This window comes from Paenibacillus sp. FSL R5-0341 (assembly GCF_037975235.1).
In the GTDB taxonomy this organism is placed as follows: Bacteria; Bacillota; Bacilli; order Paenibacillales; family Paenibacillaceae; genus Paenibacillus; species Paenibacillus amylolyticus_A.
Genome location: NZ_CP150241.1, coordinates 1,165,413 through 1,190,203 on the forward strand (window position 1 = coordinate 1,165,413; position 24,791 = coordinate 1,190,203).

Sequence of the window (24,791 nt, forward strand, 5' to 3'; positions counted from 1 at the left end):
AAGAAATGCAGCAATGCTTCAAGTTGAACAATTATCCCACTCGTTCCGTAATAGCCAGGGAACCGTGCCGGTGCTTCAGGATATCAACCTGACAATTGGAGAAGGCAAGATGGTGGCCCTGCTGGGCAGTTCGGGTTCGGGCAAATCCACACTGCTCAATCTGATGGCGGGGCTGATGAAACCGGATCAGGGCAAGATTCTCATTGCGGGACAAGATATTGTACGGTTCAGCGAAAACCGTCTGGCTGAGTTCAGGCGCAGTCACATCGGGTTTATTTTTCAATCCTATGAGCTGCTGTCTAACCTTACAATCCGGGAAAATGTAGAGCTACCTTTGGTGTTTATGGGCATAAGCCCTACGAAACGTAAAGCAAAAGCCTTGAAGCTGCTGGAACAGGTTGGACTGGGTGAAAAAGCAAACTTGTTCCCATCCCAGTTGTCGGGTGGTCAACAACAACGTGTCAGTATTGCACGCTCGCTCATTACCGAACCTTCGGTGATCTTTGCGGATGAGCCTACGGGAAATTTGGATACCGAGACGGAGGAAGAGATCATTGCGATTTTGCAGCAGCTTAACCGGGATATGAATACGACCTTTGTCATTGTGACACATGAAGCAGAGGTCGCGGAGCAAATGCAAGTCGTGCTTACACTGCAACATGGAATACTGGTCGAAGAGGCTATAAGGGAAGTTTGAGGCAAAAGGAGAGGAAATGTGAGAATACGGGATGTAGCACGTATGGCCTGGGGACAGATCATTCGCAGAAAAATGGTCACATTGCTGTGCATGATGGGGCTGTCCATCGGTTCTGCCGCCATGATCATTGCACTTAGTGTGGGGCAGTCCGTACAGACCTATAGCGAGAAAACATTGAACGACAATTACAAGATGGATGAGATTACGATTACACCTAATGAAGGCATTCGTACCGGCAACGGCAAGGGGAGTGGTCAGACATCGAAGTTTGAACGTGGGGCGCTGACGTTGGAGAAAATTCAGATTATCCAAAGACTTCCCCATGTTGTTGCGGTAGCTCCCATGTTAAAGCTGGATTCGCTCGAAATGGTGCTTCCGGATGGTCGCAGTACGTATGTTGAGGTCATCGGTACCCAACTAGAGACCCTGAGCGGATTTGGATACAAGTATGCTGAGGGACGTGGGGCAGAGGATGGTCGTATGGCGGTGACCAGTTATGGGGCTGCATTTGGACTCGTGGACCCCAAAGTAACTCAGAAGTTATTTGAGCAGTTGAATGCTGATCCATATAACAATGAGCTTTTGGAGCAGTTTACGGAAATGTCTGCCAAGCAAGATCAGTTGGTTCAGCAGCGTATTCAGTTTCGATATGAAGATTATGCGAATGCGAGCAAAACCAAAATGAGTGGTTCTATACGGGTGTCTGGAGAACTGATGAAGCCTTCCAACATGGATGATATGAGCGCTCAAAACGATAAAAAAGTATATCTGCCGCTCGATACAGCTCGTGCATTGCAGGATGAGCTTGGATTACAGCAGACCGACAGCAGTGCAGCCAAGCATCTTAACTCGGCTCTGGTCAAGGTTGAGGACAAACGTTATGTATCCCAGGTGGAAGAACAGATTAAAAAGCTAACGTTGAACACACAGAGTAATCTGTTCCAGGAGGAAGCGATGGCAGATCAATTGGCGATGTACCAAAAAGCGGCATTGGGAATCGGAGGTTTTATCATGCTGCTAGCCTCATTATCCATTATTGTAGCGATGATTATGTCTACGCATCAGCGTCGTAAACAGATTGGTGTGATGAAGGTGCTGGGCGCAAATCTGTGGCAGATCCGCCAGATGTTTATTACGGAAGCAGCGATGCTTGGATTAATGGGCGGCGTGGCTGGTGTGGGGATCGCCTTTGGTGCCCTCGGCGGGGTAAACAGTCTGCTGGCGAGTCAGATGGCAGATCAGATGAATGGTCCGATGACCGTCGTTATTCAGCAGTCGGCTCTGCCACTTGGCATCGTTTTTGCTGTTCTGGTTGGCATTGTATCGGGTATATATCCGGCAATCAGCGCATCTCGGACCAATGCATTAACTGTGATCAAATCAATGTAATTTTATCAGCGAAAGGGAAATTGGGCACATGAAGAAATGGATTAAAATTATCATCACCGTTGTACTTTTGGCAGGTGTGGGGTACTGGTTGTATGAAAAGTACAAGCCAAAACCGGAGGCGCCTATAGAGATTCCGCCCCCGATTACCTTTGATGTGACACAGGAAACGATGACGCAAACGATTCAGGTGAAGGGGAAATCCGTATACACCGATCAGACGGATATCTTCGCTCCGTATGCTTCCAACATCAAGCAATGGCATGTGAAAAGTGGTGGGCAGGTGAGCAAAGGCGATATCCTGTTTACCCTTGATACTTCCACGTTACAAACAGAAGTAGAACAGTTGCAGAGTGATCTGGAGAAAGCCCAGCTGGAAAATAAAATGAATCAGGTTAGCCTGGATCAGGCGAATATGAGTGAGACGCTTGGCGTGACGGAAGAGGAGCGCAAGAAGGCATTTGCAGATCGGGAGGGCAAACGTCTAACCAATGAGCTGAATCAAAAAGCGCTGCTCCTCAAGGAAAAGGAAATACAGAAAAAGCAGGCCGTGATGAGCAAGGCTGTTGTGTATGCTTCCGCTTCCGGTATATTTCAGATGAATGAAGAGGATAGCAAGACAAGTGCGGTGACAGAAGGACAGCTGATCGGGTCCATTACAAACATCAGCAAACTGAAATTTATGACAATTGTTGGTGAGGAAGAAATGTTCAGGCTCAAGGTGGGAATGCCGGTTAAGGTGCGAATGACAGCGCAGAAAGACCTGGAATTCACCGGGAAGGTGAGCAAGGTGTCCAAATTTGCCCGCAAGAGTACCGATACGGACCTCAAGCAAGCTTCACAGTTTGACGTGGTCATTGATCTGAAGCCGGACACCAGAATGTATGGAGGCGTGAGTCTGGAAGGCGATATCGAGACGACACGGAAGGACAAGGTGACCGTTGTGTCCAGCCTGGCGATTATGCGGGATCAGACCGAACCTTATGTCCTGTTAGACAAAGGGAACGGACTGACAGAGCCACTGACCATCCAGGCTGGAATGGAGTCGGGGGACAAGACGGAAGTGGTTAGCGGGTTAAAACCGGGAGATGTTGTCGTTCTGCCCTAGCCGAACGGTCGATTTGATCTTGATCAACATGAGGTTCATTGTGGCAGATTGCCAGAATGAGCCTTTTGTATGCTTTGGGGCAAGGGATGTCCAGATTCCTGCCTGAATTATGGAAAAAAATATAATTAAATTTATATAATTCAATTTACAGTAATATTTACATGTCGTATAATCAGTACATAAGAAGGAGGTGAACACCGAACATCATGATCGTAGATGGTAGGCGAAGGCCTTTTTTTAAACCGCTTAAAGAAAGCGCTTACCGAAATAGGAAGTCAGATATTCCATAGTCCTTTTTCACACTTCTTCATGTCTAGCACACGTTCAACCACACCCACCACATCATACTCTTATGGTTCGACCCCACACACGATTTATTCACTCAAAGTTCCAGCTACACAACCATTACATTTGGAGGTGATACAACCAACTCATCCGAACGTTCTCTTCGTGCTAAGCATCTTAATGACACAGAGGATCAGACATGAGTACAACCCAATCTAACTAAAGGAAAGGTGGAACTATGAAGACTAAATTGAAAACCAAATCGAGAGGTAAGAAGATCCTGCGTAAAGGTGTAAAGCAAATAATGGCAGCAACGCTGCTCGCGGCGGGGATTTTCCCTGGATTGTCTCCAGGCTTGACTCAGGCGGCTGAAGCACATGTGGATAATCCATTTGTAGGGGCAACCGCTTATCTAAACCAGGATTACTCCGCTCTCGTGGATACGTCCATTGCGCTGACCAACGATACATCGCTGAAAGCCAAGATGGAGACGGTTAAATCGTATCCAACAGCCGTATGGATTGACCGTATTGCTGCGATCTATGGCGGCCCGGACAACGCTGGTCGCAAAAGCGTAGAGCAACATCTCGATGCCGTTCTCGCGCAAAAGAAACCGGGTACACCCATAACCGCTTCATTCGTTATCTATAACCTGCCTGGTAGGGATTGTCATGCACTCGCATCCAACGGTGAACTTCCACTAACACAGGCTGCACTACAGACGTACAAAACAGATTACATTGATGTGATCGCAGATATCTTCGCGGACCCGAAATACCAGGATATTCGCATTGTGGCGATTATTGAACCGGACAGTCTGCCTAACCTGGTAACCAACCTGAGTACTCCAGCTTGTGCGCAAGCCAGCTCAACAGGCATCTATGAAGATGGGGTCAAGTATGCATTGGACAAGCTGCATGCCATTCCAAATGTGTACAACTATCTGGATATCGGCCACTCGGGCTGGCTCGGATGGGACAACAACCGTACTGGTGCGATTGCCCTGTACACTGACGTAGTAAATGATACTGCGGCAGGTCTGCAAAGTGCAGATGGTTTTATCACCAACACTGCCAATACCACGCCTACGCATGAACCGAATCTGCCTAATCCGGATTTGAATATCGGTGGACAACCGATCAGATCTTCCGATTATTATGAATGGAACCCGTACTTTGACGAGACGGACTTCACTGCAGCACTCTATTCCGGATTTGTACAAGCAGGATGGCCGAGCAGCACGGGCTTCTTGATCGATACCAGCCGTAATGGATGGGGCGGGGTGAACCGTCCAACATCAGCGACAGGAAGTAATATCAATGCCTATGTGAATTCTGGACGGGTTGATAAACGGGATCATCGTGGCAACTGGTGTAACAACAGTGGGGCAGGTATTGGTGAAGCACCTAAGGCTGCACCGGGACCCGCACATCTGGATGCTTATGTATGGGTGAAACCTCCGGGTGAATCCGATGGCTCCAGCTCCGAGATTCCGAACAACGAAGGTAAAGGTTTCGACCGGATGTGTGATCCAACCTTCATAACTCGGGATGGCGTATTAACAGGTGCACTCGCGAATGCTCCGGTATCCGGTCACTGGTTCCACGATCAATTCGTGACACTGGTGAAGAACTCGTTCCCTGTCCTGCCTGCTAGTAACGGTGGAGGCAATCCTCCGGGCGGAACAACAGCTCCGGCAGCACCAGCGCTATTGACGGCTTCTGCTGGTAACGCTCAGGTCTCCTTGACGTGGACTGCTTCCACAGGAGCAACGAGTTACAGTGTGAAGCGGGCACTCAGTGCATCTGGTCCATTCACAACGATTGCTGCCAATGTAAGTGGAACATCTTACAGCAATACAGGACTGATCAATGGCACAACCTATTATTATGTGGTAACGGCTACGAATGCAGTAGGTGAAAGTGTTAACTCTGCAACAGCAACAGCTACACCGGTTGCAGGTGTGACGGCGCCAGCTGCACCGACTGCTCTTACAGCAACAGCAGGCAATGCTCAGGTGAGCCTGACGTGGACTGCTTCAGCAGGTGCGACAAGCTATAATGTGAAACGTGCGCTGACTGCATCCGGCCCGTTCACAACGATCGCGGCGAATGTGAGTGGCACATCTTACACGAACACTTCCCTGACGAACGGCACAACGTATCACTATGTGGTAAGTGCAGTGAATACAGCAGGGCAAAGTGCCAATTCCGCTGTAGCTTCCGCAACACCTCAAAGTGTCGTTGTACCGACCAGTGATCTTGTCCTGCAATACCGTGCTGGAGATACCAATGCGCAAGATAGCCAGATCAAACCGTATTTCAACATCAAAAATCTGGGCAGTACTGCTGTGAATCTGAGTGATCTGAAGATCCGGTATTACTTCTCCAAAGAAGGATCGGCTGCGATGGATTCTGCCATCGATTACGCTCAAGTTGGCGGAGCCAATATCCAGCGTACCTTCACAGACTCGTATGTGGAGCTGAGCTTCACATCTGGCGCTGGTAGCATTCAAGCTGGTGGACAGACGGGAGACATCCAGCTTCGCATGTACAAAACAGACTGGTCCAACTTTGACGAGACGAACGACTACTCCTTTGATCCAACCAAAACATCCTATCAGGATTGGAACAAGGTAACGCTCTACCAAGGTGGAAACCTGGTATGGGGTATTGAGCCTTAAAATTTACTCGTAATTGTCTTAACCGCAATCCTCAGTATGTTAGAGGATTGCGGTTTTTTTGCTATTCATTACAAGAGTCATTTTGAAATGAAGTACTTGATCAACTGAGGAACGTAGTGGAGGGGACGAAATCGATTCTGAAGAAGCGAAGTTGAAAGCTTTCTGCAAGGAAGCTACTTCGTAAGCATCATCTCGCCTTTATCACCGATCATAAGAACGATTCGTAACCGGAACGGATATCCCTCACAGCTGCAAGCTCTTTTTCTCAAATGACTCTAAAAACACTGATTATTGATCGTTTTGGTCGGATATTTGCCTAGGGTCTGGCAGGCAGGATGTCTATAATAGAACCCGATGGGCGGGATCACCTCGCTCGGATTGGAAAGAGAATGGAAGGGGGACCGCACTCTGGTAGTCGGGCAAGCTGATTTCTCTTTTTTATTATTGTAAGCGCAATCATTGTAGGCAAGTATCGTCCGTCGAAGAAGGTCTGTACGAATGATCAAACATCCAATCATCATCAATGTGTATAAGCATCACCTATTCTGTCTCAAGGAGCGTGAAGGTGGATGAACTCAGAAACAACAGCGCCGGTACATAAAGGATCGGCTTCAGGTCTGCAATCAGGACGCAGGAAGGCACGTATGCCGCTTGCAGCCAAGGTGATCTCTTCGGCACTCAGCGTAGCTTTGCTTGTTGGGGGAACAGCGGGGATTACCGGAGCAGAAGCTTCGAACGGTAGTGGGGCGACGGAGGCTAGCCTGCAATCACATAAGGGAGGCAGTCACGTGAAAGAGATTCAACTGGAATATCTGGATCGGGGTCTGGTGGCTGCTTCGACATCTGAAGGTGTGTTTCTCAGCTGGAGATTGCTTGGTGACGAGGCCACAGGATATAGCGACAAAGGGCTGACAGGTACGGACTTCAACGTCTATCGTGATGGCAAAAAGATCGCTACCGTCACGGACAGCACCAACTATGTAGATGCCGCGGGCAAATCTTCTTCCCGTTATGAAGTGGCAGCGGTGAACAAGAAGGGCAAGGAGAGTAAACGCAGTGCATCCGTCAAACCTTGGGCGAACGGCTACGTGGATATTCCACTGCAAAAACCCGCCGATGGTGTGACGCCTGCTGGAGAAGCTTATACGTATTCCGCCAATGACATGAGCGTAGGTGATGTAGACGGTGATGGCCAGTATGAGTTTTTCGTGAAGTGGGACCCTTCCAACGCCAAGGACGTATCGCAAAAAGGGTACACTGGTAAAACCTACATTGATGCGTACACCTTGGACGGTCAGCTGTTGTACCGGATCGATCTTGGGGTCAATATCCGTGCGGGTGCTCATTATACACAGCTGCTCGTTTATGATTTTGACGGGGATGGCAAGGCCGAGATGATGTTCAAGACCGCTCCGGGCACGAAGATTATCAAATATAACAAAAAAGGAAAAGTAACATCCGAGAAGTACATCACGCTTCCGAAGCAGGATCGCAAGGCAGGATACTCGAACGAAGATGATTATCGCTTAAGTGCGGATGGTTACTATGATCACGTGGTGGATATGTTCAAAAACTGGCATAAACACGACGAGGTTGTGAAGGGGAACTGGCCTGCGACATTGGAAGAGGCTTTTGGAATCGAGAAAAAATATAATTACCCATTATCTCAGCAGGATGCCGAAAGTCTGGCCGACTACTTCATTGATGTATATGCGGTAGAACGCAGTAATCGAAATGAGCTGCGCAAGTTCGAAGGTTTTATCGTGGATGGACCGGAGTATGTTACGGTATTTGAAGGCAAATCAGGCAAAGAGCTGGAGACCATTCCATATGAACCCGAGCGTCATGACGATGGCCTGATGTGGGGCGATTATGCCATGGCACGAATTGAACCGGGGAATCGGGTGGACCGTTTCCTGGCAGGCGTAGCGTATTTGGATGGCAAGAAACCGTCTGCTATATTTGCACGCGGATACTATACACGTTCGACGATGGTTGCCTACAATTGGGATGGCAAGAAGCTGAAAAAGGAATGGAAAGTGGACAGCGGCTGGACACCAATGAAGAACCCATTCAATGACGGACCGCACGGTGTGGATGGTACAGATCCGCAGTATGGCTCCATCACAACTCAGGGAGCGCACTATTTCAGTGTGGCGGATGTGGATTGTGACGGCAAACAGGAGATCATCTATGGCTCCGCTACGATTGATCATGATGGAAGTGTGTTGTACAGCTCCACAGACCTGATGCCTGCCGAAAGTGCTGCACCGGGAACCATTGCCCGACTGGGTCATGGCGACGCACTTCATGTGGCAGATATCGACCCGGATCGTCCGGGACTGGAGATTTTCATGGTTCACGAGGGTGGTCCGTGGGCTCCGTACGGCTATTCCCTGCGTGATGCGAAGACCGGAGAAGTGATCTATGGTGGGTACACGGGGAAAGATACCGGACGCGGCATGGTGGGTGATGTCGATCCGACTCGTCGTGGACTTGAGACATGGGCTGTAGGATTATGGACAGCTACGGGTGAGAAAATCAGCGATCAAGCACCGGGAACCAATATGAATATCCGTTGGGCTGGTGATATGACGACACAGATCGTAGATGGTGCAATTGATGTTACACCAACCATCAAGGATTGGAATCGTGGCACATTGCTGACGGCAACAGGCACCCTGACCAACAATCACACCAAAGGTACGCCTTCTCTTGTAGCTGATATCTTCGGGGATTGGCGGGAAGAGATGCTGGTGAGAACGACGGACAGTTCAGCGATCCGCATCTATCTGAGTACCGAGAAAACGGACCGCAAGCTGTACACGCTGATGCATGATGCGATGTATCGTGTGGGCATTGCAGGACAGAACAGTGGATACAACCAGCCTTCCTATCCGTCCTTCTACATGGCATCGGATATCGACTGGTCAAAAGTAACGCTGCCTAAGTTCTACACGCCAGGTAAGGGTGGAAAGTAAGTAGGCTTAAGTAATAATAGGTAGCAATAGCAACATCACATGTATTCATGATCAGTCTGAACATAAAGCAGTGTCGTTAATATTATTTGGTTGCATCGAAGCATAGGTGCTCTGGAATTCCAATGTGTCTCGCACATGGGGTTTCAGAGCTTTTTTTGCGTGTCCGTATACTGCTGCGTTGCCTTATTCATTCGTTGGATTAATTCCAGACGAACATGTTCGGGTTCCAGGCAACGTAGGCTATCCCCAAAACTCATTAGTATGCCGTAGCCGTAATCATCGTCTATAAAAGGAAGACTTACTTGATATCGTTCCTCGCCGAGGTAAGTTATATTGTTCATCGTGCAATAATCCAGCATGCGATTTAGAGCGGAAGCTTTGATAAGTAGCTGAATTGAAAAAGTTTTGGCACGCATCTGATTGGTAAATTCAGAGAAGGGATGTGGCAACGGACGATGATTAAAAGGAGTGTCTTCGATCGTTACCGAATACATTTTGCGTAACTTGAACAGCCTGTAATTCTGTGTTTGAGGCAGATAGGCTTGCACATACCAATGGCTTGCCTTAAAAACCATTCGTTGAGGCTCCACACCTTCAAGCTGCTCAGTTCCTTGGCGGTTGTAATAAGAAAAAGTGACAGTATACATTTTTTCCAAGGCTATCTTGATTGAATTAATAACGTTATCGGAGTCATCAGCTCCTATCCAGGATGTAAAGTCAACCATCATTTGATTTTTTTTCACGTTCATCGCTTGGAATTCTTCTTCGGGAACAATGCTTTTCAACTTCACCAATGCATGGGATACTTCCTTACCCGAGAAGGTACTCTGCATGATTCCAAGTCCATTCAGGATGGCAATCATATCATGAGTCGTAAATAACCCTGCATTCAGCTTGTATTGTTCCATAATGCCAATGCCCCCACCGACACCAGAGCTCGTCGTAATGGGAATTCCGGCAGCATGAATGGATTCGATATCCCGATATATGGTCCTTAGCGAAACCTCGAACATTTCGGCGAGATCCTTACCGCGAACCTTGCTACGTTGTAGAAGCAGTATGACAATAGCGAGCATGCGTTCCAATTTCATAACGGTTCCCTCCTTTTTTTGCAGATATGAGAAGATAGTATTGTTTAGTAATGCCTAATCTGCTGACCGGAAAACGACAGGTTCCATATTCTTATTTTATAATGACTGACAAGAAGTTGTCAGTCATTTCATGTTTTAATGAAAAGGAAGAAAAAACGATGGGAGGTATTCGAGATGAAAAAAATATTTCTGTCTTCATCTTTTGAAGAGTCAGCAAGCTTGTTTGGTGCGTTCGAGAAAGAATTAACGGGGAGAACGGTCACATTTATTCCTACAGCGGCTATGCCAGAAGATTACAATGATTATGTGCAGGCTGGCCGACAAGCCCTTGAGGGATGGGGATTGGTGGTGGAGGAGCTGGAGATATCAACAGCCTCACCTCAAGAAATAGAGAGCACGTTACAGCGAAACGATATGATATATGTGACAGGTGGCAATACATTTTTCCTGCTTCAAGAACTTAAAAAAAGCGGGACGGATCTACTGATTCAAGCGCATATTCAGGCCGGGAAGATCTACATTGGAGAGTCAGCAGGTTCAATAATCTTATCCCCCAATATTGAATATGTGAAAGAAATGGATGATCGTAAGTTTGCTCCAGATCTTGAAAGTTATTGTGCATTGAATGTTATCGACTTTTATCCGGTCCCGCACTATGGATGCTTTCCTTTTGTGGAATCCACTGGAAAAGTTCTTCAAGAGTATCAGTCAGAGCTGCCTCTAGTACCTATTACGAATGTACAAGCTATTGTTGTGGAAGGCGATCAATTTCGGATTGTTGGAGCTTAGCGTATCCTCGATTAAGCATAGTGATAAGATGAAGCGAGCGTGGCTGTATTCGCTCCGGTGATCAGAACACATCCAAGTTATGCGGGGGCATAATGATGCGATCGGGAATTATTCAGGACTTCAGATGTTTAACGGATGCAAAGTCTTCAATGGTGTAGTTTCCTTGATCATGGATCAATGTGGTGATGGAGCATTCGGGGATCAATTGGTTCTGCATCGCTATGAAATCGGAATGCCAGACGTTAAGCTCGCGCTCGGTAAAGCTTTGGACCAGAAAATCAGTAATGAGTCCACCATGTGCAACCACAATCATGTTACTGTTCTCGCTGTTCCCAGGCTCTTTATTAACCAATTCGGTTAGGAGGGAGGCCAGACGTTCACCAGCCTGTTTGGCCGAGTCTCCCACGGGTGGAATGTAATCTGGGTCAGACGTACATCGATCCCACATCGCAATGAATTGTTCAAATGACTGATCCGGGCAATCGCCCCAATTGGCACGTTCGCGCAGGCAAAAATCTTCGGTTATATGGGAATGGGTGTGGCGGGCGATCATACTTGCGGTTTCTCGAGCTCGTCGAAGTGGGCTGGTCAGGATTTTAGTAACGGGAAAGGGTGCTCTGGCAAAATGAAGTGCTGTGGCCTCGGCTTGTAGAGCTCCTTGGTAAGTGAGGGAGACATCACCGATTCGTCGTTCTTTGAGACCATGTCTCACCAGATGAAAGGTGGTACTCATGAGTGGAAACCTCCTTAATTATAGACGTTCACATAAATGATTAGATGTTATACTAATTATATATTTATCTAATTAAATAATGCAATGATGGTTTTGACGAAGACAGTTTATATTCAACCTATAGAATTGCTACAATGGAGAAAAGTGAGGATCGTTTGTTGAGGACTGGAGGTATGGACATGAGCATCACGAAGCGCTGGACAGGAAGCCTGTATCAGGAGGCATTGCGAACAGAGGACTGCGGGCCACGTTTCTACGCGTACTATTACAAGCAGTGGGACAACTACCGTATGTCCTATCACCATCATGATTCCATGGAGATCATGTATATTATTTCGGGAATGTGCCGGGTTGATGTGCGGATGCCGGATGGGAGCTCAGAGCAGAGCGTTTTGAAAAAAGGGCAGTTCATTATGCTCGATGCAGATGTTCCGCACCGATTGCTGGTGGAAGATGGTGTCCCTTGCCGGATGCTCAATGTGGAGTTTGGATTCTCAGGCTCACCTCCCGGACAGTTATCCATCCGTCAGCTCGCGTTGGAAGAGGAAGAAGTCCATACTTTACTCACTAATGCTTCGCCATATCTGGTACTGCCTGACCCGGAAGAAGTGTATCACATTATGAAAAGTCTGGTACTGGAACTCGATCAGCGTGGTCTGATGGAGCAAGGAAGAACGCCCACACCAATGAGGATTATTCCACCAGAGGAAAGGTCGTATCATCGCGAAGCCAGGGATCTCTCGTCACCGGAACAGGGAATACTGGTGCGTACATTGTTCATCCAATTGCTGGTCCGTGTTGCGCGTTTGCGAGGAGAAATGAGCCGAAGTGCATCAGATCAGGCGGAGCTGTATGTCAAACGAACCATTGAATTCATGCATCACAATATGGATCGCAACATTCAGATGAAGGATATCGCGGCAGCCGTCAATCTGCATCCGGGTTATTTACATCGCATTTTTCGTCAGCACACGCAGCGGACACCGACCGACTACCTGACGATGCTTCGAATGGAGAAGGCTAAGATGCTGCTTCAGCAGACGAATATTCCGATTTCGGAAATCTCTGACTATGTTGGAGTAGGCAGTCGTCAGTATTTTCATATGTTGTTCAAGAAATATACAGGTCGTACGCCGGTTGAATATCGTTCCTCCATGGAACGACATGTCAGCCAGTACCCACCGGATGAATAGGCCAATTGCTTGTTATTTTCGAATACAACGGATTAGTGGATATGTTTCGTAAAAGTTAGGATTTTTGACAACAAGATCGTGAACAGGTCATGATTTTGATAACGCTTCCCCTTTTGCCGTTGGTACAATGATTTCATGAAGAGAGTCATTAACCGAAGCGAAAGGTTCGGATTAGGGGAGGACATAGGGATGTCTTTTAAAGTGGCGTTTATCGGGGCAGGAAGTATCGGATTTACACGGGGATTGTTAAGGGATTTGCTCACGGTACCCGAGTTTAACAACATTGAAATTGCGTTCTGTGATATTAGCCAGCACAATCTGGACATGGTGACTGAGCTGTGTCAGCGGGATATCCGTGAGAATGGATTGAATATTCAGATTCAGCCGACAACAGATCGTAAAGAAGCGTTGAAAGATGCGAAGTATGTGCTGTGTACGATTCGTGTCGGGGGACTGGAAGCATTTGCAACCGATGTGGACATTCCACTGAAATATGGGGTAGACCAATGTGTCGGCGATACGCTGTGTGCAGGTGGCATTATGTATGGACAACGGGGAATCGCCGAGATGCTGGATATCTGTAAAGATATTCGTGAACAGAGCGCACCGGATGTGCTGCTCTTGAACTATTCCAATCCGATGGCGATGCTGACATGGGCTTGCAACAAGTACGGCGGTGTACGGACAATCGGACTGTGTCATGGCGTACAGCATGGTCATCATCAGATTGCGGAAGCTTTTGGTTTGAATAAGAGTGAAGTGGATATTGTCTGTGCCGGCATCAACCATCAGACCTGGTATATCCAGGCTTCTCATGAGGGCAAAGACCTTACAGGTGATCTGCTCGAAGCCTTCGAGAAACATCCGGAGTACAGCCGCACTGAGAAAGTGCGGATCGATATGCTGCGCCGCTTCGGATACTACAGTACGGAATCGAATGGTCATCTGAGTGAATATGTGCCATGGTACCGCAAACGTCCGGAAGAGATCAACGACTGGATCGACCTCGGCAACTGGATCAATGGAGAGACGGGTGGATATTTGCGTGTGTGTACCGAGGGGCGCAACTGGTTCGAGACTGATTTTCCAAACTGGATGAAGGATGAACCGATGCAATTCATTCCGGAAAAACGAGGCGAGGAGCACGGTTCATACATTATTGAAGGGCTGGAGACGGGACGTGTCTATCGCGGACATTTCAATACCGTTAACAATGGAGTCATCTCTAACCTGCCGGACGATGCAATCATAGAAGCACCGGGATATGTGGATCGCAATGGCATCTCCATGCCGCATGTAGGCGATCTGCCACTTGGACCAGCCGCGGTATGTAATGTGAGCATTTCCGTGCAACGTCTTGCCGTTGAAGCAGCGGTGAAAGGAGACGACAAGTTACTTCGTCAGGCGTTCATGATGGACCCGCTCGTGGGTGCCGTATGTAATCCGAAAGAGATCTGGCAGATGGTCGACGAGATGCTAGTTGCACAGGCCCAGTGGTTGCCACAGTATGGTGATGCTATCGCTGCCGCAGAAGCGAGACTCGCTGCTGGAAATCTTATTCCAACGAAGGAATATGAAGGTGCTGCGCGTCTCAAGGTGAAAACCGTTGAAGAGATGCAGCAGGATCGCGATGCTGCCAACAAAAATGCGGGAGAATCCGATAAAGGGAAAGATCGCGAGAAAGTGCAGCAATAGTGTTGAGTGAGAGTATTTAAGTGAGGACATACAGAACAATAGAGAAAGGCCAGATTCTCCAGACGGAGAGTTGGCCTTTTTTTACATGGAGCGCATTAGTTCATTTCCTTGATCTGAACACTAAAAGCAAATGAGGTATCACCAAGACTGACTTGTTGATCTTTTTTTGAAGACCAATTTACAAATGCGCCGTAATAATAAATTCCCGCTTCTTGGGGAAGGTGAAATGTACCATCCTGTGAAGAAACCTCGCGAGTTTGGTCACCGACGTATTCATACATCATTACGTTGTCGGGGGGAATTGGAATATCCATCTCAATGGTCACTTTTTCCCCTGCAAGAACCGGAGTTGGCGTTGTTCCTTCCAACATGGTGATCCCACCGACATAATCAGCACATTTACTGCCCCAGCAATAACTGCTTTGAACAGCGGGAACGGAGATGCCACTTGCAGTCTGGATAATCGGAGTAGGCAGTTCCTTGGGCAAAGTGGGGTCTGGTTCCGCTTCTTTTTGGTGATTTGCTGGGGCAGAGTAGGGTTCGTTGGTACTGTTAATTGGAGTAGTGTTACAGCCGGCCAACAGGAGAACTGTTGTAAGAAATATAAGTGAGATGAAGGTCTGCATTCTAGTTAGCGATTTCATTCTATTACCTCCCTAATATCTTCCAGACGGAGATGTGGGGATAAAGGTTGCTTTGCTTTTTATGGATATACTACACGATACATATTACCTTTACAGACATAGTAATATGTCTTATAGTATACGCAGGATTGAAGAAAGTCGGTGAAACTCGCAGATGGATGTGCAAGTGATTAACAGTGATCTGATTCGGGGCAATATTGACCCGATCATTCTGAGTGTACTAATACCCGCGGATAACTATGGCTACAGCATTATTAAGGAAATCTATCGCAAGAGCGGAGAGCAATTTGAACTGAAGGAACCTACGCTTTATTCCAGTTTGAAGAGGCTGGAGAAGGGTGGATATGTGGAATCCTACTGGGGGGAAGAAACACAGGGAGGACGACGCAAATATTACCGAATAACAGTGCAAGGTCTTGAAGCATATAGAGAACAGGTTCTAGCTTGGCAGGCAGCCAAGACGCTGATTGATTGCATGATTGTATTCGAGGAAAAAGGAGAGGAAAACCTATGAGATTGGAAGTTCGCATCACTCGTCATATCAATCGTTTGTTCGCTCATGCACAAGATACATTGGACAATCGGGAATTAAAAGAAGAGATTCACAGCAATCTGGCTGCACGGATTGACGATTATATATCGCAGGGGATGAGCGAAGAGAAGGCGTTCCACACAGCCATTCAGCATATCGCTGGTATGGATCAGGTGATGAGTGACCATCGAAAGGTGGAACGGGTACCTTACTGGACATCATTGTTACAGTCTACCTTGATTTATAGCCTTATAGCTTGGATCATTGCTATTCCAATGAGAGTGCTTATGCAGGGCTCCGCCATAAACAACCTGCTTATGATCGTGAGTCTTATTGTTGGTGGGACGTATGTAGTGTATATGTTGATTAACAGGGGGAACGATCCAGTATGTTCGGTGAAAACCACGGTTATTCGATTCCCTACCTTAATGCAGTGGAATCGCAGAATATGGTGGTTGTGGGCGGCGTTTATACTCGTGTTGTGGGGAACGCAGGCGGCGTTGCGATTCGGAAGTAATATCTGGTTTAATCGCCCTATTCAGGTGGATGGACCCTACCAGTTTGCTGTGATCGTCATTGCCTTTGCCATCCCGTTACTGAGTATTATTATTCCTTTGGTTGTGCATCGGGCGTATCGGATCGTTAGCAAGTATGAAGTGAGTGATGTGTTATGAGAATTAGAAACATATGGATCATAACACTTGTTGTGTTGGGCAGCATTGGCTTAGTGATTGTTGAAGGCTTCATTAACCCGAAGATCGAGGCGAAGCAGGCTCGGTACGAGGGAGAGCAGCAGAATCCGCTGACACATGATTTTGCCGCTTTAGCCAAATATCGCAGTCCCTACATGGGTGATAATTCAAACCTGAGTCATCTGAATCAGGCTTTACCTTTACGTGAAAGATTGAATGGTTACCAACTGTACCCGGAGACGTTCACGGCTCAAGTGAATTATAGCTTGGATACGCGTGAGATGGATGCAGAGGAACTTGAGCGGATACTCGTATATAATGCGGTTGCGAACTTTGTTATGATAGATAATCTGGAGCAGGTCGTCTACCAGTTAGAGAACACCAGCTATACCTTACGTCGTGAATCCACCCAACAATGGACAGGTACGGAATTAAAGAAGCTTCAGAACCCGGAATTATGGAATTCGACTGTACGCGAGAATCTGGTCGAACCGGCACAAGTGAAAGATGCTTTTTCACAGATTGTTGACAATTAAGCTGTATGAAATAGAAGGAAATAAGCAACATACTCGACTCTTCTCCCATGCTATGTTATTATAAGTCTCTGATAACGTGGTAACGAACTAAAGCGTTAGGGTTTTGGTTATAGACATGGAGGGGTTCGAGAGATGAGAAAAAAAGCGATTCTACTATTATTCATCAGTATATGTGTGTTGATTGTGGCTGGTTGTTCCAGTTCCGCAAGCAAAGACGATAACACGATTGTTGTAGGAATTGACGATAAGTTTGCTCCAATGGGTTTCCGGGACGAGCAGAATGAAATTGTTGGTTTTGATATTGATTACGCAAGAGCTGCAGCGGAGAAAATGGGTAAAGAAATCACATTCCAGCCAATCGACTGGTCTTCCAAAGAGTCAGAGCTGAACAGTGGCCGGATCGACATGATCTGGAACGGGTACACCATTACGGATGAGCGCAAAGAAAAAGTGCTCTTCACGAAGCCGTATCTGGAAAATAGTCAGGTAGCCATTACCTTGGCAGACTCGCCAATTACGAAGCTGGATGAACTCGATGGCAAAAATGTAGGATTGCAGGCATTGTCCTCAGCGGCAGATGCACTGGCAGCAAGTCCTCTGAAGGATAAAGTGAAAGCTTCCGAATTCAAGGATAACGTGCTTGCGCTGACGGACTTGAAGACGAAGCGTCTGGACGCGGTCATCATCGATGAAGTGGTAGCGAGATACTACATGTCCAAAGAAGAGGGAACATTCAAACTGATGGATGAATCTCTTGCACCGGAACAATATGGCATTGGTATCAAAAAAGGCAATGAAGAGCTTCTGAATCAGCTGCAAAAAGCGCTGGATGAGTTGAATGCGGACGGAACAGCGGCTAAAATCTCCACGCAATGGCTGGGTGAAGATAAGGTTCTGAAATAGGCAGGTTCTACACCTGATATATAGTTAGAAACAAAACGGACCCCGTATTCCATGCTGGAGCGATTCATGCCCCAGAGGAATGCGGGGTTAACAGATTAGAGGAGACAAAACAATGAGTTGGGATTATATATTGACCATTTTAAAACCTATGCTAGAGGGTGCGCAGACAACGATCATTATGTTTTTGGTAGCCATTGTATTGTCCGTCCCACTAGGATTTGCCGTAACACTCGCCATGAGAAGCCAGTTTAAGCCACTGGTATGGATTGCACACACATACGTCTATGTGATGCGGGGAACACCATTACTTCTGCAGGTGTTTTTCTTCTGCTTTGGTCTTCCTTTGCTTCCGGTAATTGGTGAGCATTTGGTATTTGATCGCTTTGTTGCAGCGGCGATTGCGTTCATTTTGAACTATGCTGCGTACTTCGCTGAAATCTTCAGGGGCGGGCTGCTTTCCATTGATAAAGGGCAACATGAGGCAGCGAAGGTACTTGGGTTAACGAAGTGGCAGACGATGACCAAAGTTATCATTCCTCAGATGATTCGTGTAGTATTGCCCGCAACGGCCAATGAGTCCATTACGTTGGTCAAGGATACGGCATTATTGTATGCTGTTGCTGTACCTGAGTTACTTTCTTATGCTCAAGGGATAGTGAATAGAGATGCTAAGTTGTTTCCTTTTTTCTTAGCAGCCATCATGTATCTGCTTATAACATTGGTGCTTACTTTGCTGTTCAAGGCATTGGAGAAGCGTTTTTCATATGAATAAATTTAAATCTGATCAATTAAAGGACTGTCTGCATATGACACATATAATAGAAGTAGATCAATTGAGAAAATCATTCGGTGCACTTGATGTACTGAAACAGGTATCCTTCAACGTGGAACCAGGCGAAGTAATTGCCGTGATCGGGCCTTCGGGTTCGGGGAAAAGTACGATGCTGCGCAGCCTGATTCATCTGGAGGATATTTCGGGCGGAACGATTCGCATTCAGGATCAGACGTTGGTCGATAATGGCCGTTACGCAGGTGCCGCAGATATTCGTAAGATTACGGATCGCATGGGGATGGTGTTCCAACATTTCAACTTGTTCCCGCATCTGACCGTACAGGCTAATCTGGAACTCGCACCAAAGACGTTGAAAAAAGAAAGCTTGGCAATCATCCGGCAGCGCAGTCTGGAATTACTCGGCAAAGTAGGTCTGTCGGACAAGGCCGATGCCTATCCAGCCAATCTGTCCGGTGGACAGAAACAGCGTGTTGCCATCGCTCGCGCACTGATGATGCAACCAGATATTCTCCTGTTCGATGAGCCGACGTCGGCGCTCGATCCCGAGCTGACGGGAGAGGTACTGCGTGTCATCAAACAGCTTGCGCAGGAAAACATGACCATGATGATTGTTACGCATGAGATGGGCTTTGCCCGTGACGTTGCGGATCGTGTATTTTTCATGGATAACGGGGAGATCGCAGAGGCGGGACCGCCAGATCAAATCTTCGGCAATCCAAAGCTTGCACGTACCCGGACGTTTTTGCAGCGGGTGGAAGTGGAAGGATAGAAGAAACTTCAAATCTAAGAAATGTGGAAAGAACGCAATCCTATGAGTAATGAGGGATTGCGTTCTTTTTTGCTTTTTTTAAACAATGGCTTATGCCCACAGGTATATATTCCAGATCATCAATACCAGGGTCAACACGATATAAGTTACTACATTCCAACGTGTTCGCATTCGATAAGTGGTGTAACTCATGATTCCAAACAAAACAATACTAAAAGATAATACAGCTACATTATTTCGATAAAGAGCAATAAGTAGAAGCATCACAATCATAAGTATATTCATGACTTTATCGATTTTCATCTGAGCTAATCCCCCAATGTAATCCAGAAAAGTACTACCATAATAATATCTGTATGTAAGAGGTATTCTTGATTTGTATCATCACACGGATAAACGGTTCTTAAAATCATATCCTTGAAGTACAATCTATAAGCTTTTGGATGTAGATATGTGTCCGGGGATGATGGTAATAAAATAAATCTTATAAAAACTCATAATTAACAAAATATGGAGTTCTCTATTTCTATTAATCGATTATAATGAACATACTTAATAAATAGGGAGGATTTACCTTGGAACATCGCGAGAATGATGTGAATCGTTACTATAACGACACATTACCACCACCGCCTTATGTAGCACCAGCCAAGACCAATAGCAAGTCGATTGTATCACTAGTTTTGGGGATTTTGTCCCTTACCATTCCTTACTTAGGATTCTTAATCGGAATCGTCGCTATCATATTTGCATCTTTAGCTTTCAAAGAAATCAGAATTCGTATGGAGCAAGGAAAAGGATTAGCCATTGCTGGTCTGGTATGTGGAATCATAGGCACAGCAATTTATACAGTCCTTATTGTGCTCTTTCTATTTGTAACCATGATTTTTGTTGGCGCTGATTCTTACTCTACATACTAGGAATATAAAGTTAGCAAACTTAGATTGTATCTCAAACTAAAAAAGCAAAGGCGTACCTTAGCCAACACCTCTGTTGTCCAGAAGAGGGTAGAGCATAGGTGAACGCCTTTGCTTTTTATTTTACTTTTCTACAATTGAATTACGACTTCACTGCTAAGACTTTCGTTCTCCATGGTGCGATGCATCAGGAAATACGTTAAGGTTCCTCCGAGACCAATCACAGCAAAGATACACAGAATGCCGATCTGATCCCAAGCCACGCCGAACTGTCCACTTGAGATGACTGCTTTATAACCCGTTACGGAATAGGTCATAGGCAACCATGGGTTAAACACCTTCAACCAGTTTGGAATCAGTTCGAGCGGGAAGGTGCCCGCGCTGGTCGTAAGCTGGAAGATCAGCATCAGAATCGCAAGGAAACGACCCGGATTCTCCAGCCATGTTACCAGTGCCTGAATGATGTACATGAAGCTTAGACTGGTAACAAAGCTGAACAAGAGGAATAACGGAACGCTCTGAACATTCAGACCCAAACCGTACAAGACCAGCCATGAAGCAAGCAAAGACTGCACAGCACTCATGAGCGTGAAAGCCAGCGTTTTACTCACAAAACGATTCCAGCCACTTGCCTCACTAACCGTGCTGCCGCGTGTTGGCACAACCAATGTCGCAATCAATGCCCCGACAAACAGCCCGAGGGACAGGAAGTATGGCGAGAATCCTGTACCGTAGTTAGGTACCTCGTTATATTTATGCTCATCGACCTGAACAGGCTCTGCATACATGGTTACCAGTTCATCGGTCTTTTTCACACTACCCGTCTGCTCAGCCGCTTCATTCAGCTTGGTGGAAAGTTCGCCAGAGCCGTCCGTTAGCTTGAGCGTACCTTCTTTTAATCGGCCGGCACCGTAATCGAGCTTATGTGACCCATCTGCAAGGGTTGAGATTCCGTCTGTAAGCTGGCTTACACCCGCAGCCAACTTGCTTGCACCAGCATTCAATTGACCTGAACCATCCGCAAGTTTGGCTCCACCAGCGGCTGCTTTGGATAATTTGGAATTGAACTGTTGTAGACCAGTCGCAAGCTTTTCTTGTCCGGCGGATAACTGGGTAGCTCCTTGCACAAGATGTTGTTCACCCTGTACCAAATGACTGCTGCCTTGATGCAGTTGTTGCTGTGCAACATACAGGTTTTGGCTGCCTGCGACCAATTGCTGTCCACCCTGATAGACTTGTTCGCTGCCAGTGGCTACAGCCTGACTTGCTGCCAGGAGTTGCTGCACAGCAGGACTTGCGGCCAGTTCCGGGCTGGCTTCAGCTAATTGGGCGAGCCCTTGTGCAACTGCTTTGGCACCCTCGCTAACTTTGGCGCTACCCTCAACAGAACTTTGCAGCCCAGCCGTCAGCTTCGCACTGCCTTCCTCGGAAGCCGCCAGTCCTGCATCCAACTTAGCTACGCCTTCCTGAGCAGATTGAATGCCCGCCTGTAGCTGTTTGCCGCCTGTTTCGGCTTGGGTTGCTCCATCACTTAGCTGCGTGCCTGCTGCTGCCAATTGGGACAGGCCACTGGACAGGGCACTCGCGCCAGTATGGAGATCACCAATGCCTTGGGCCAGAGTAGATGTACCTTCCTTTAACGGAACTACGCCTTTTTCCAGCTTATCGGTTCCTGCGGCCAGTTTAGAGAGGTTCTCTTTTAATGTAGCAGCACCCTCATCCAGCTTAAGCGCACCATCATGAATCTGACCTGCGCCATCCCCGGCATCCGCCAAACCGCCAGAGATTTTTTCTACCTGATCTAATAGCGTTTCGGTATACGATTCTGTGACTTTGGCAGCGACTTTGGAGCGAATTTGTTTGACCGCCGTCCCGCCAATCTGACCTGCGAGGAAGTTGTATCCTTCATTGGGTTCATAGATCAGATCTGCCGGCTCAGGGTGCTCATCCATCAGGGTTGTTGCTTTGGTGGAAAAGTCCTCCGGAATCACAATAGTCATATAATACGTGTTGTCTTGCATACCTTTTTCTGCTTGTTCACGAGTCACGAATTGCCAGTCGAAATCATCGCTTTTTTTCAATTCATCAACCAGATTCTGACCGACCTCCAGTGATTTGTCGTTGTAGATTGCGCCCTGATCCGTGTTGACCACAGCCACAGGTAATTCATTCATTTTGCCGTACGGGTCCCAGAATGCATTGAGGAACAGACCGCTATACAGCACCGGAATGAACAGTACAACGAGAATCGGAATAAATACTTTTGGTTTCTTGAAGGCGGACTTCAGATCCTGCCCAAATACGTGGAATGATTTCATCATGTTCTCTCCCTATCCTTACGCTAATCCGTTTGTTCTATCTCTATTATGTTTTGAATCTTGTACATGCCTCTCTCTAGGTAGGGGATAAGCCATTCTTGAGAAAGAGGCCCACAAAATCCTTGATCTGATCCTTGTGCAGCGTAGGATGCGCTTTGTTCCAATCCGAGGTTAAGGTGACATACAGCTTCAGCAGGACAAAAGAAACCAATTTGGGATCATCCCTGCGAATCTGCTCCAACTCCATGGCACGACTGACCTGACGCTCCAGGTATTCGAGAATGGCTGTCTCCACTGTCTGCAAACCTTCCTTGGCTTGCGGCGTACCGAACTCGTTGACCTCCTGAAAGAGCTTGATCAACAGCTCGTGTTGCTCCCGATACTCAAGCAAAGAATCCATACTCATATGCACGTTATCCAGAAAGGAGTTCTCTTCCTTCACCGTCTGCTCTGTAATCTGTCTCATGTCTGCAATGATCGAGCGCAGAATCTCGCTGAACAGTTCTTCTTTATTTTCGAAAAAAGTATAGATCGTTCCCTTGCCCACATTGGCAAGTCTCGCAACCTGCTCCATCGTTGTGGCCTTGTAGCCAAACAGGGCAAAGGATTTCTCGGCAGAGTCCATCACCTGTTGCCTTCGATCTATCGTTTTCATGGCATATACACCTCCTTGTAGGTTGAAATGATAATGGTAAGGTAAATTCTTTAGTGACCGTTTTACTATTATGGTCAGTTGGTCGTTAACAACTGTAGCACTTGAACAGGGAAGGTGGATGTGATCTTTGTCATAATGTGGGCTGGGGGATGAAAACAATAAATGAGTAGAGGAAGTACGGATGAGAAGTTACTATAATATGGAAAAGTGCTAAATATATCAGTTATAGAGTTGAATAGCTATAATAGCAAGGGTGGCGAAGAAACAGTAAATATTAAAATACAGCAAAGAATGAGGAATATGTATGGAACACGTTTTATGGACGATCTATCTTGGATTGCTGGGCACAGCATCACTCTCGTATCTTATTAAAGGAAAGTATAAGACGAAACTTAGCAAAATCGATTTTGTCGTATCCGTCATTACATGGATAGGGTTGCTAGGATATGTTACGGACACAGCTATTCTAAATCCCGCTGTGTGGAAATTTATTATCGTGGCAGCTTTATTATGGGATGTAATATTCGCAATGCTTTTAAAGGATAACGAAGGGGAAGAGATTTTGGAAGGATTACCAATTTTGACGAGGAGAGTTTGGATGTTGATAACATTAGTTATCGCGATTGGACCTCTATACTATGGGCTGTTTAGATATGCTTTCTCTTAATGAGGGAGATTTTTCTAATATTTTATTAACAATGTAACTTGTTGTTACGATTCTGCGTCCAAAATCTAAAGAGCCAAAATATAAAACAAGAATGAGAGGAGGTCCAGCATTGAAACATTTCTCCTACATCCTGATGATGTGTCTTGTCCTACTCGGTTGTTCCGATTCATCAGTGGCAAGCAACGATACAGCACCAGACCGAATTCAAAGAGAAGGACAGACGATGACGGCAACCAGTCAATCAGGGGAGTATGAACTCCGGTTAATTGTCCACCAATCTGGTGATCACAACTTCACTTTTCAACCGGGATTAAAATATATAGGCCAAGATGCCAACAATGAGATATATCATTCCAAAGATGTGTTCGATATAGATCTGCAAATGGATGGAAAGACGATTCTCCCGCTGAGGTCGGGCACCAGTGAAGAATTGGTAACGAAATTAACGAAAGATAGCGGGTATTCGGAAGAAGTTGAAATAACACTCACTCCAGAGCAGGTTCGACAACTATCGAATGGTGAGATCGATGTTATTCTTAGCGCTGGTTTTCGATCCGAAAAAACCGGCTATAATGACGAGAAAAAGATGATTATAAGTGGAGAAGAAATACTGTTTAGACAAGTAGATGCTGATCAAAAGGAATAAAACACCTGGTAACCAAAAAAAACCAAGGCATCGAGTGTAATCACTCATGAGCCTTGGTTTTTTATTGGCATTACATGT

Annotated in this window: 22 protein-coding genes; 17 read left to right on the forward strand and 5 right to left on the reverse strand. The window is 46.6% G+C overall.

The window, feature by feature from the left end; all coding sequences use genetic code 11:
• Window positions 1-13 precede the first annotated feature (13 nt).
• From MKX75_RS05155 to MKX75_RS05175, 5 genes are all read left to right on the forward strand, one after another.
• Window positions 14-697: an ABC transporter ATP-binding protein gene (locus tag MKX75_RS05155; protein ID WP_062837412.1), complete on the forward strand. Its 684-nt coding sequence runs from the start codon at window positions 14-16 to the stop codon at window positions 695-697.
• Between the two features lie 18 nt (window positions 698-715).
• Complete coding sequence (locus MKX75_RS05160; RefSeq protein ID WP_083679533.1) at window positions 716-2,086, forward strand: ABC transporter permease; 1,371 nt, start codon at window positions 716-718, stop codon at window positions 2,084-2,086.
• 28 nt (window positions 2,087-2,114) lie between these two features.
• Complete coding sequence (locus MKX75_RS05165; RefSeq protein WP_076331800.1) at window positions 2,115-3,191, forward strand: efflux RND transporter periplasmic adaptor subunit; 1,077 nt, start codon at window positions 2,115-2,117, stop codon at window positions 3,189-3,191.
• A gap of 523 nt (window positions 3,192-3,714) precedes the next feature.
• Window positions 3,715-6,159, forward strand: a complete 2,445-nt coding sequence (locus MKX75_RS05170; protein WP_339168706.1) for a glycoside hydrolase family 6 protein — start codon at window positions 3,715-3,717, stop codon at window positions 6,157-6,159.
• A gap of 644 nt (window positions 6,160-6,803) precedes the next feature.
• Complete coding sequence (locus tag MKX75_RS05175) at window positions 6,804-9,140, forward strand: rhamnogalacturonan lyase (RefSeq protein WP_339170345.1); 2,337 nt, start codon at window positions 6,804-6,806, stop codon at window positions 9,138-9,140.
• 143 nt (window positions 9,141-9,283) lie between these two features.
• Here the strand turns inward: MKX75_RS05175 and MKX75_RS05180 are convergent, their stop codons facing one another.
• Window positions 9,284-10,231, reverse strand: a complete 948-nt coding sequence (locus MKX75_RS05180; protein WP_076331801.1) for a YafY family protein — start codon at window positions 10,229-10,231, stop codon at window positions 9,284-9,286.
• Window positions 10,232-10,405: 174 nt separating this feature from the next.
• On the opposite strand from MKX75_RS05180, the gene MKX75_RS05185 reads away from it, so the two are divergent.
• Entirely contained in the window at window positions 10,406-11,020 is a 615-nt protein-coding gene (locus MKX75_RS05185) for a Type 1 glutamine amidotransferase-like domain-containing protein (RefSeq protein WP_076331802.1), read from the forward strand.
• Between the two features lie 112 nt (window positions 11,021-11,132).
• Here the strand turns inward: MKX75_RS05185 and MKX75_RS05190 are convergent, their stop codons facing one another.
• A complete protein-coding gene (locus tag MKX75_RS05190) occupies window positions 11,133-11,753 on the reverse strand; it encodes a histidine phosphatase family protein (RefSeq protein WP_076331803.1) in 621 nt (206 codons plus the stop codon).
• A gap of 179 nt (window positions 11,754-11,932) precedes the next feature.
• Here MKX75_RS05190 and MKX75_RS05195 point away from each other — a divergent pair, with 179 nt between their 5' ends.
• Both MKX75_RS05195 and MKX75_RS05200 read left to right on the forward strand, forming a co-directional pair.
• Window positions 11,933-12,946 carry an AraC family transcriptional regulator gene (locus tag MKX75_RS05195; protein ID WP_076331804.1) on the forward strand — a complete coding sequence of 338 codons (1,014 nt, stop codon included), beginning with the start codon at window positions 11,933-11,935 and terminating at the stop codon, window positions 12,944-12,946.
• A gap of 189 nt (window positions 12,947-13,135) precedes the next feature.
• Complete coding sequence (locus MKX75_RS05200) at window positions 13,136-14,641, forward strand: alpha-glucosidase/alpha-galactosidase (RefSeq protein WP_339168710.1); 1,506 nt, start codon at window positions 13,136-13,138, stop codon at window positions 14,639-14,641.
• 95 nt (window positions 14,642-14,736) lie between these two features.
• On the opposite strand, the gene MKX75_RS05205 is transcribed toward MKX75_RS05200, so the two are convergent.
• The gene (locus tag MKX75_RS05205) at window positions 14,737-15,285 is read right to left on the reverse strand and encodes a hypothetical protein (RefSeq protein WP_339168712.1); all 549 of its coding nucleotides are present in this window, start codon (window positions 15,283-15,285) and stop codon (window positions 14,737-14,739) included.
• A gap of 154 nt (window positions 15,286-15,439) precedes the next feature.
• Between MKX75_RS05205 and MKX75_RS05210 the strand changes: the two genes are divergently transcribed.
• The 7 genes from MKX75_RS05210 (at window position 15,440) to MKX75_RS05240 (ending at window position 20,430) form a co-directional block, all read left to right on the forward strand.
• Window positions 15,440-15,799, forward strand: a complete 360-nt coding sequence (locus tag MKX75_RS05210) for a PadR family transcriptional regulator (RefSeq protein ID WP_339168715.1) — start codon at window positions 15,440-15,442, stop codon at window positions 15,797-15,799.
• Complete coding sequence (locus tag MKX75_RS05215; protein WP_339168717.1) at window positions 15,796-16,491, forward strand: permease prefix domain 1-containing protein; 696 nt, start codon at window positions 15,796-15,798, stop codon at window positions 16,489-16,491. The genes MKX75_RS05210 and MKX75_RS05215 overlap by 4 nt, the downstream gene beginning before the upstream one ends.
• A complete protein-coding gene (locus MKX75_RS05220; RefSeq protein ID WP_339168719.1) occupies window positions 16,488-17,045 on the forward strand; it encodes a DUF4825 domain-containing protein in 558 nt (185 codons plus the stop codon). The genes MKX75_RS05215 and MKX75_RS05220 overlap by 4 nt, the downstream gene beginning before the upstream one ends.
• A gap of 132 nt (window positions 17,046-17,177) precedes the next feature.
• Entirely contained in the window at window positions 17,178-17,948 is a 771-nt protein-coding gene (locus MKX75_RS05225; RefSeq protein WP_036606344.1) for an amino acid ABC transporter substrate-binding protein, read from the forward strand.
• A 112-nt stretch (window positions 17,949-18,060) separates the two neighbouring features.
• Window positions 18,061-18,720, forward strand: coding sequence for an amino acid ABC transporter permease (locus tag MKX75_RS05230; protein WP_339168721.1), 660 nt, complete (start codon window positions 18,061-18,063; stop codon window positions 18,718-18,720).
• Between the two features lie 34 nt (window positions 18,721-18,754).
• Entirely contained in the window at window positions 18,755-19,510 is a 756-nt protein-coding gene (locus MKX75_RS05235) for an amino acid ABC transporter ATP-binding protein (RefSeq protein WP_339170348.1), read from the forward strand.
• 575 nt (window positions 19,511-20,085) lie between these two features.
• On the forward strand, window positions 20,086-20,430 hold the full coding sequence (locus MKX75_RS05240; RefSeq protein ID WP_076331814.1) for a DUF4190 domain-containing protein: 345 nt from the start codon (window positions 20,086-20,088) through the stop codon (window positions 20,428-20,430).
• A 128-nt stretch (window positions 20,431-20,558) separates the two neighbouring features.
• On the opposite strand, the gene MKX75_RS05245 is transcribed toward MKX75_RS05240, so the two are convergent.
• Both MKX75_RS05245 and MKX75_RS05250 read right to left on the reverse strand, forming a co-directional pair.
• Window positions 20,559-22,745 carry a YhgE/Pip domain-containing protein gene (locus MKX75_RS05245; protein ID WP_076331815.1) on the reverse strand — a complete coding sequence of 729 codons (2,187 nt, stop codon included), beginning with the start codon at window positions 22,743-22,745 and terminating at the stop codon, window positions 20,559-20,561.
• A gap of 76 nt (window positions 22,746-22,821) precedes the next feature.
• A complete protein-coding gene (locus MKX75_RS05250; RefSeq protein ID WP_076331816.1) occupies window positions 22,822-23,400 on the reverse strand; it encodes a TetR/AcrR family transcriptional regulator in 579 nt (192 codons plus the stop codon).
• Between the two features lie 304 nt (window positions 23,401-23,704).
• Between MKX75_RS05250 and MKX75_RS05255 the strand changes: the two genes are divergently transcribed.
• Window positions 23,705-24,067, forward strand: coding sequence for a hypothetical protein (locus tag MKX75_RS05255; protein ID WP_076331817.1), 363 nt, complete (start codon window positions 23,705-23,707; stop codon window positions 24,065-24,067).
• Between the two features lie 109 nt (window positions 24,068-24,176).
• On the forward strand, window positions 24,177-24,713 hold the full coding sequence (locus tag MKX75_RS05260) for a hypothetical protein (RefSeq protein ID WP_076331818.1): 537 nt from the start codon (window positions 24,177-24,179) through the stop codon (window positions 24,711-24,713).
• The last annotated feature ends 78 nt before the right edge of the window (window positions 24,714-24,791 follow it).

Bases quoted from the DNA above. Each gene is read 5' to 3' on its own strand.
- MKX75_RS05220 (WP_339168719.1), top strand. From the start codon at position 16,488: ATGAGAATTAGAAACATATGGATCATAACACTTGTTGTGTTGGGCAGC.
- MKX75_RS05185 (WP_076331802.1), top strand. From the start codon at position 10,406: ATGAAAAAAATATTTCTGTCTTCATCTTTTGAAGAGTCAGCAAGCTTG.
- MKX75_RS05205 (WP_339168712.1), bottom strand. From the start codon at position 15,285: ATGAAATCGCTAACTAGAATGCAGACCTTCATCTCACTTATATTTCTT.
- MKX75_RS05155 (WP_062837412.1), top strand. From the start codon at position 14: ATGCTTCAAGTTGAACAATTATCCCACTCGTTCCGTAATAGCCAGGGA.
- MKX75_RS05235 (WP_339170348.1), top strand. From the start codon at position 18,755: ATGACACATATAATAGAAGTAGATCAATTGAGAAAATCATTCGGTGCA.
- MKX75_RS05225 (WP_036606344.1), top strand. From the start codon at position 17,178: ATGAGAAAAAAAGCGATTCTACTATTATTCATCAGTATATGTGTGTTG.
- MKX75_RS05255 (WP_076331817.1), top strand. From the start codon at position 23,705: ATGGAACACGTTTTATGGACGATCTATCTTGGATTGCTGGGCACAGCA.
- MKX75_RS05215 (WP_339168717.1), top strand. From the start codon at position 15,796: ATGAGATTGGAAGTTCGCATCACTCGTCATATCAATCGTTTGTTCGCT.
- MKX75_RS05230 (WP_339168721.1), top strand. From the start codon at position 18,061: ATGAGTTGGGATTATATATTGACCATTTTAAAACCTATGCTAGAGGGT.
- MKX75_RS05170 (WP_339168706.1), top strand. From the start codon at position 3,715: ATGAAGACTAAATTGAAAACCAAATCGAGAGGTAAGAAGATCCTGCGT.
- MKX75_RS05200 (WP_339168710.1), top strand. From the start codon at position 13,136: ATGTCTTTTAAAGTGGCGTTTATCGGGGCAGGAAGTATCGGATTTACA.
- MKX75_RS05180 (WP_076331801.1), bottom strand. From the start codon at position 10,231: ATGAAATTGGAACGCATGCTCGCTATTGTCATACTGCTTCTACAACGT.
- MKX75_RS05190 (WP_076331803.1), bottom strand. From the start codon at position 11,753: ATGAGTACCACCTTTCATCTGGTGAGACATGGTCTCAAAGAACGACGA.
- MKX75_RS05245 (WP_076331815.1), bottom strand. From the start codon at position 22,745: ATGAAATCATTCCACGTATTTGGGCAGGATCTGAAGTCCGCCTTCAAG.
- MKX75_RS05165 (WP_076331800.1), top strand. From the start codon at position 2,115: ATGAAGAAATGGATTAAAATTATCATCACCGTTGTACTTTTGGCAGGT.
- MKX75_RS05175 (WP_339170345.1), top strand. From the start codon at position 6,804: ATGCCGCTTGCAGCCAAGGTGATCTCTTCGGCACTCAGCGTAGCTTTG.
- MKX75_RS05250 (WP_076331816.1), bottom strand. From the start codon at position 23,400: ATGAAAACGATAGATCGAAGGCAACAGGTGATGGACTCTGCCGAGAAA.
- MKX75_RS05195 (WP_076331804.1), top strand. From the start codon at position 11,933: ATGAGCATCACGAAGCGCTGGACAGGAAGCCTGTATCAGGAGGCATTG.
- MKX75_RS05210 (WP_339168715.1), top strand. From the start codon at position 15,440: ATGGATGTGCAAGTGATTAACAGTGATCTGATTCGGGGCAATATTGAC.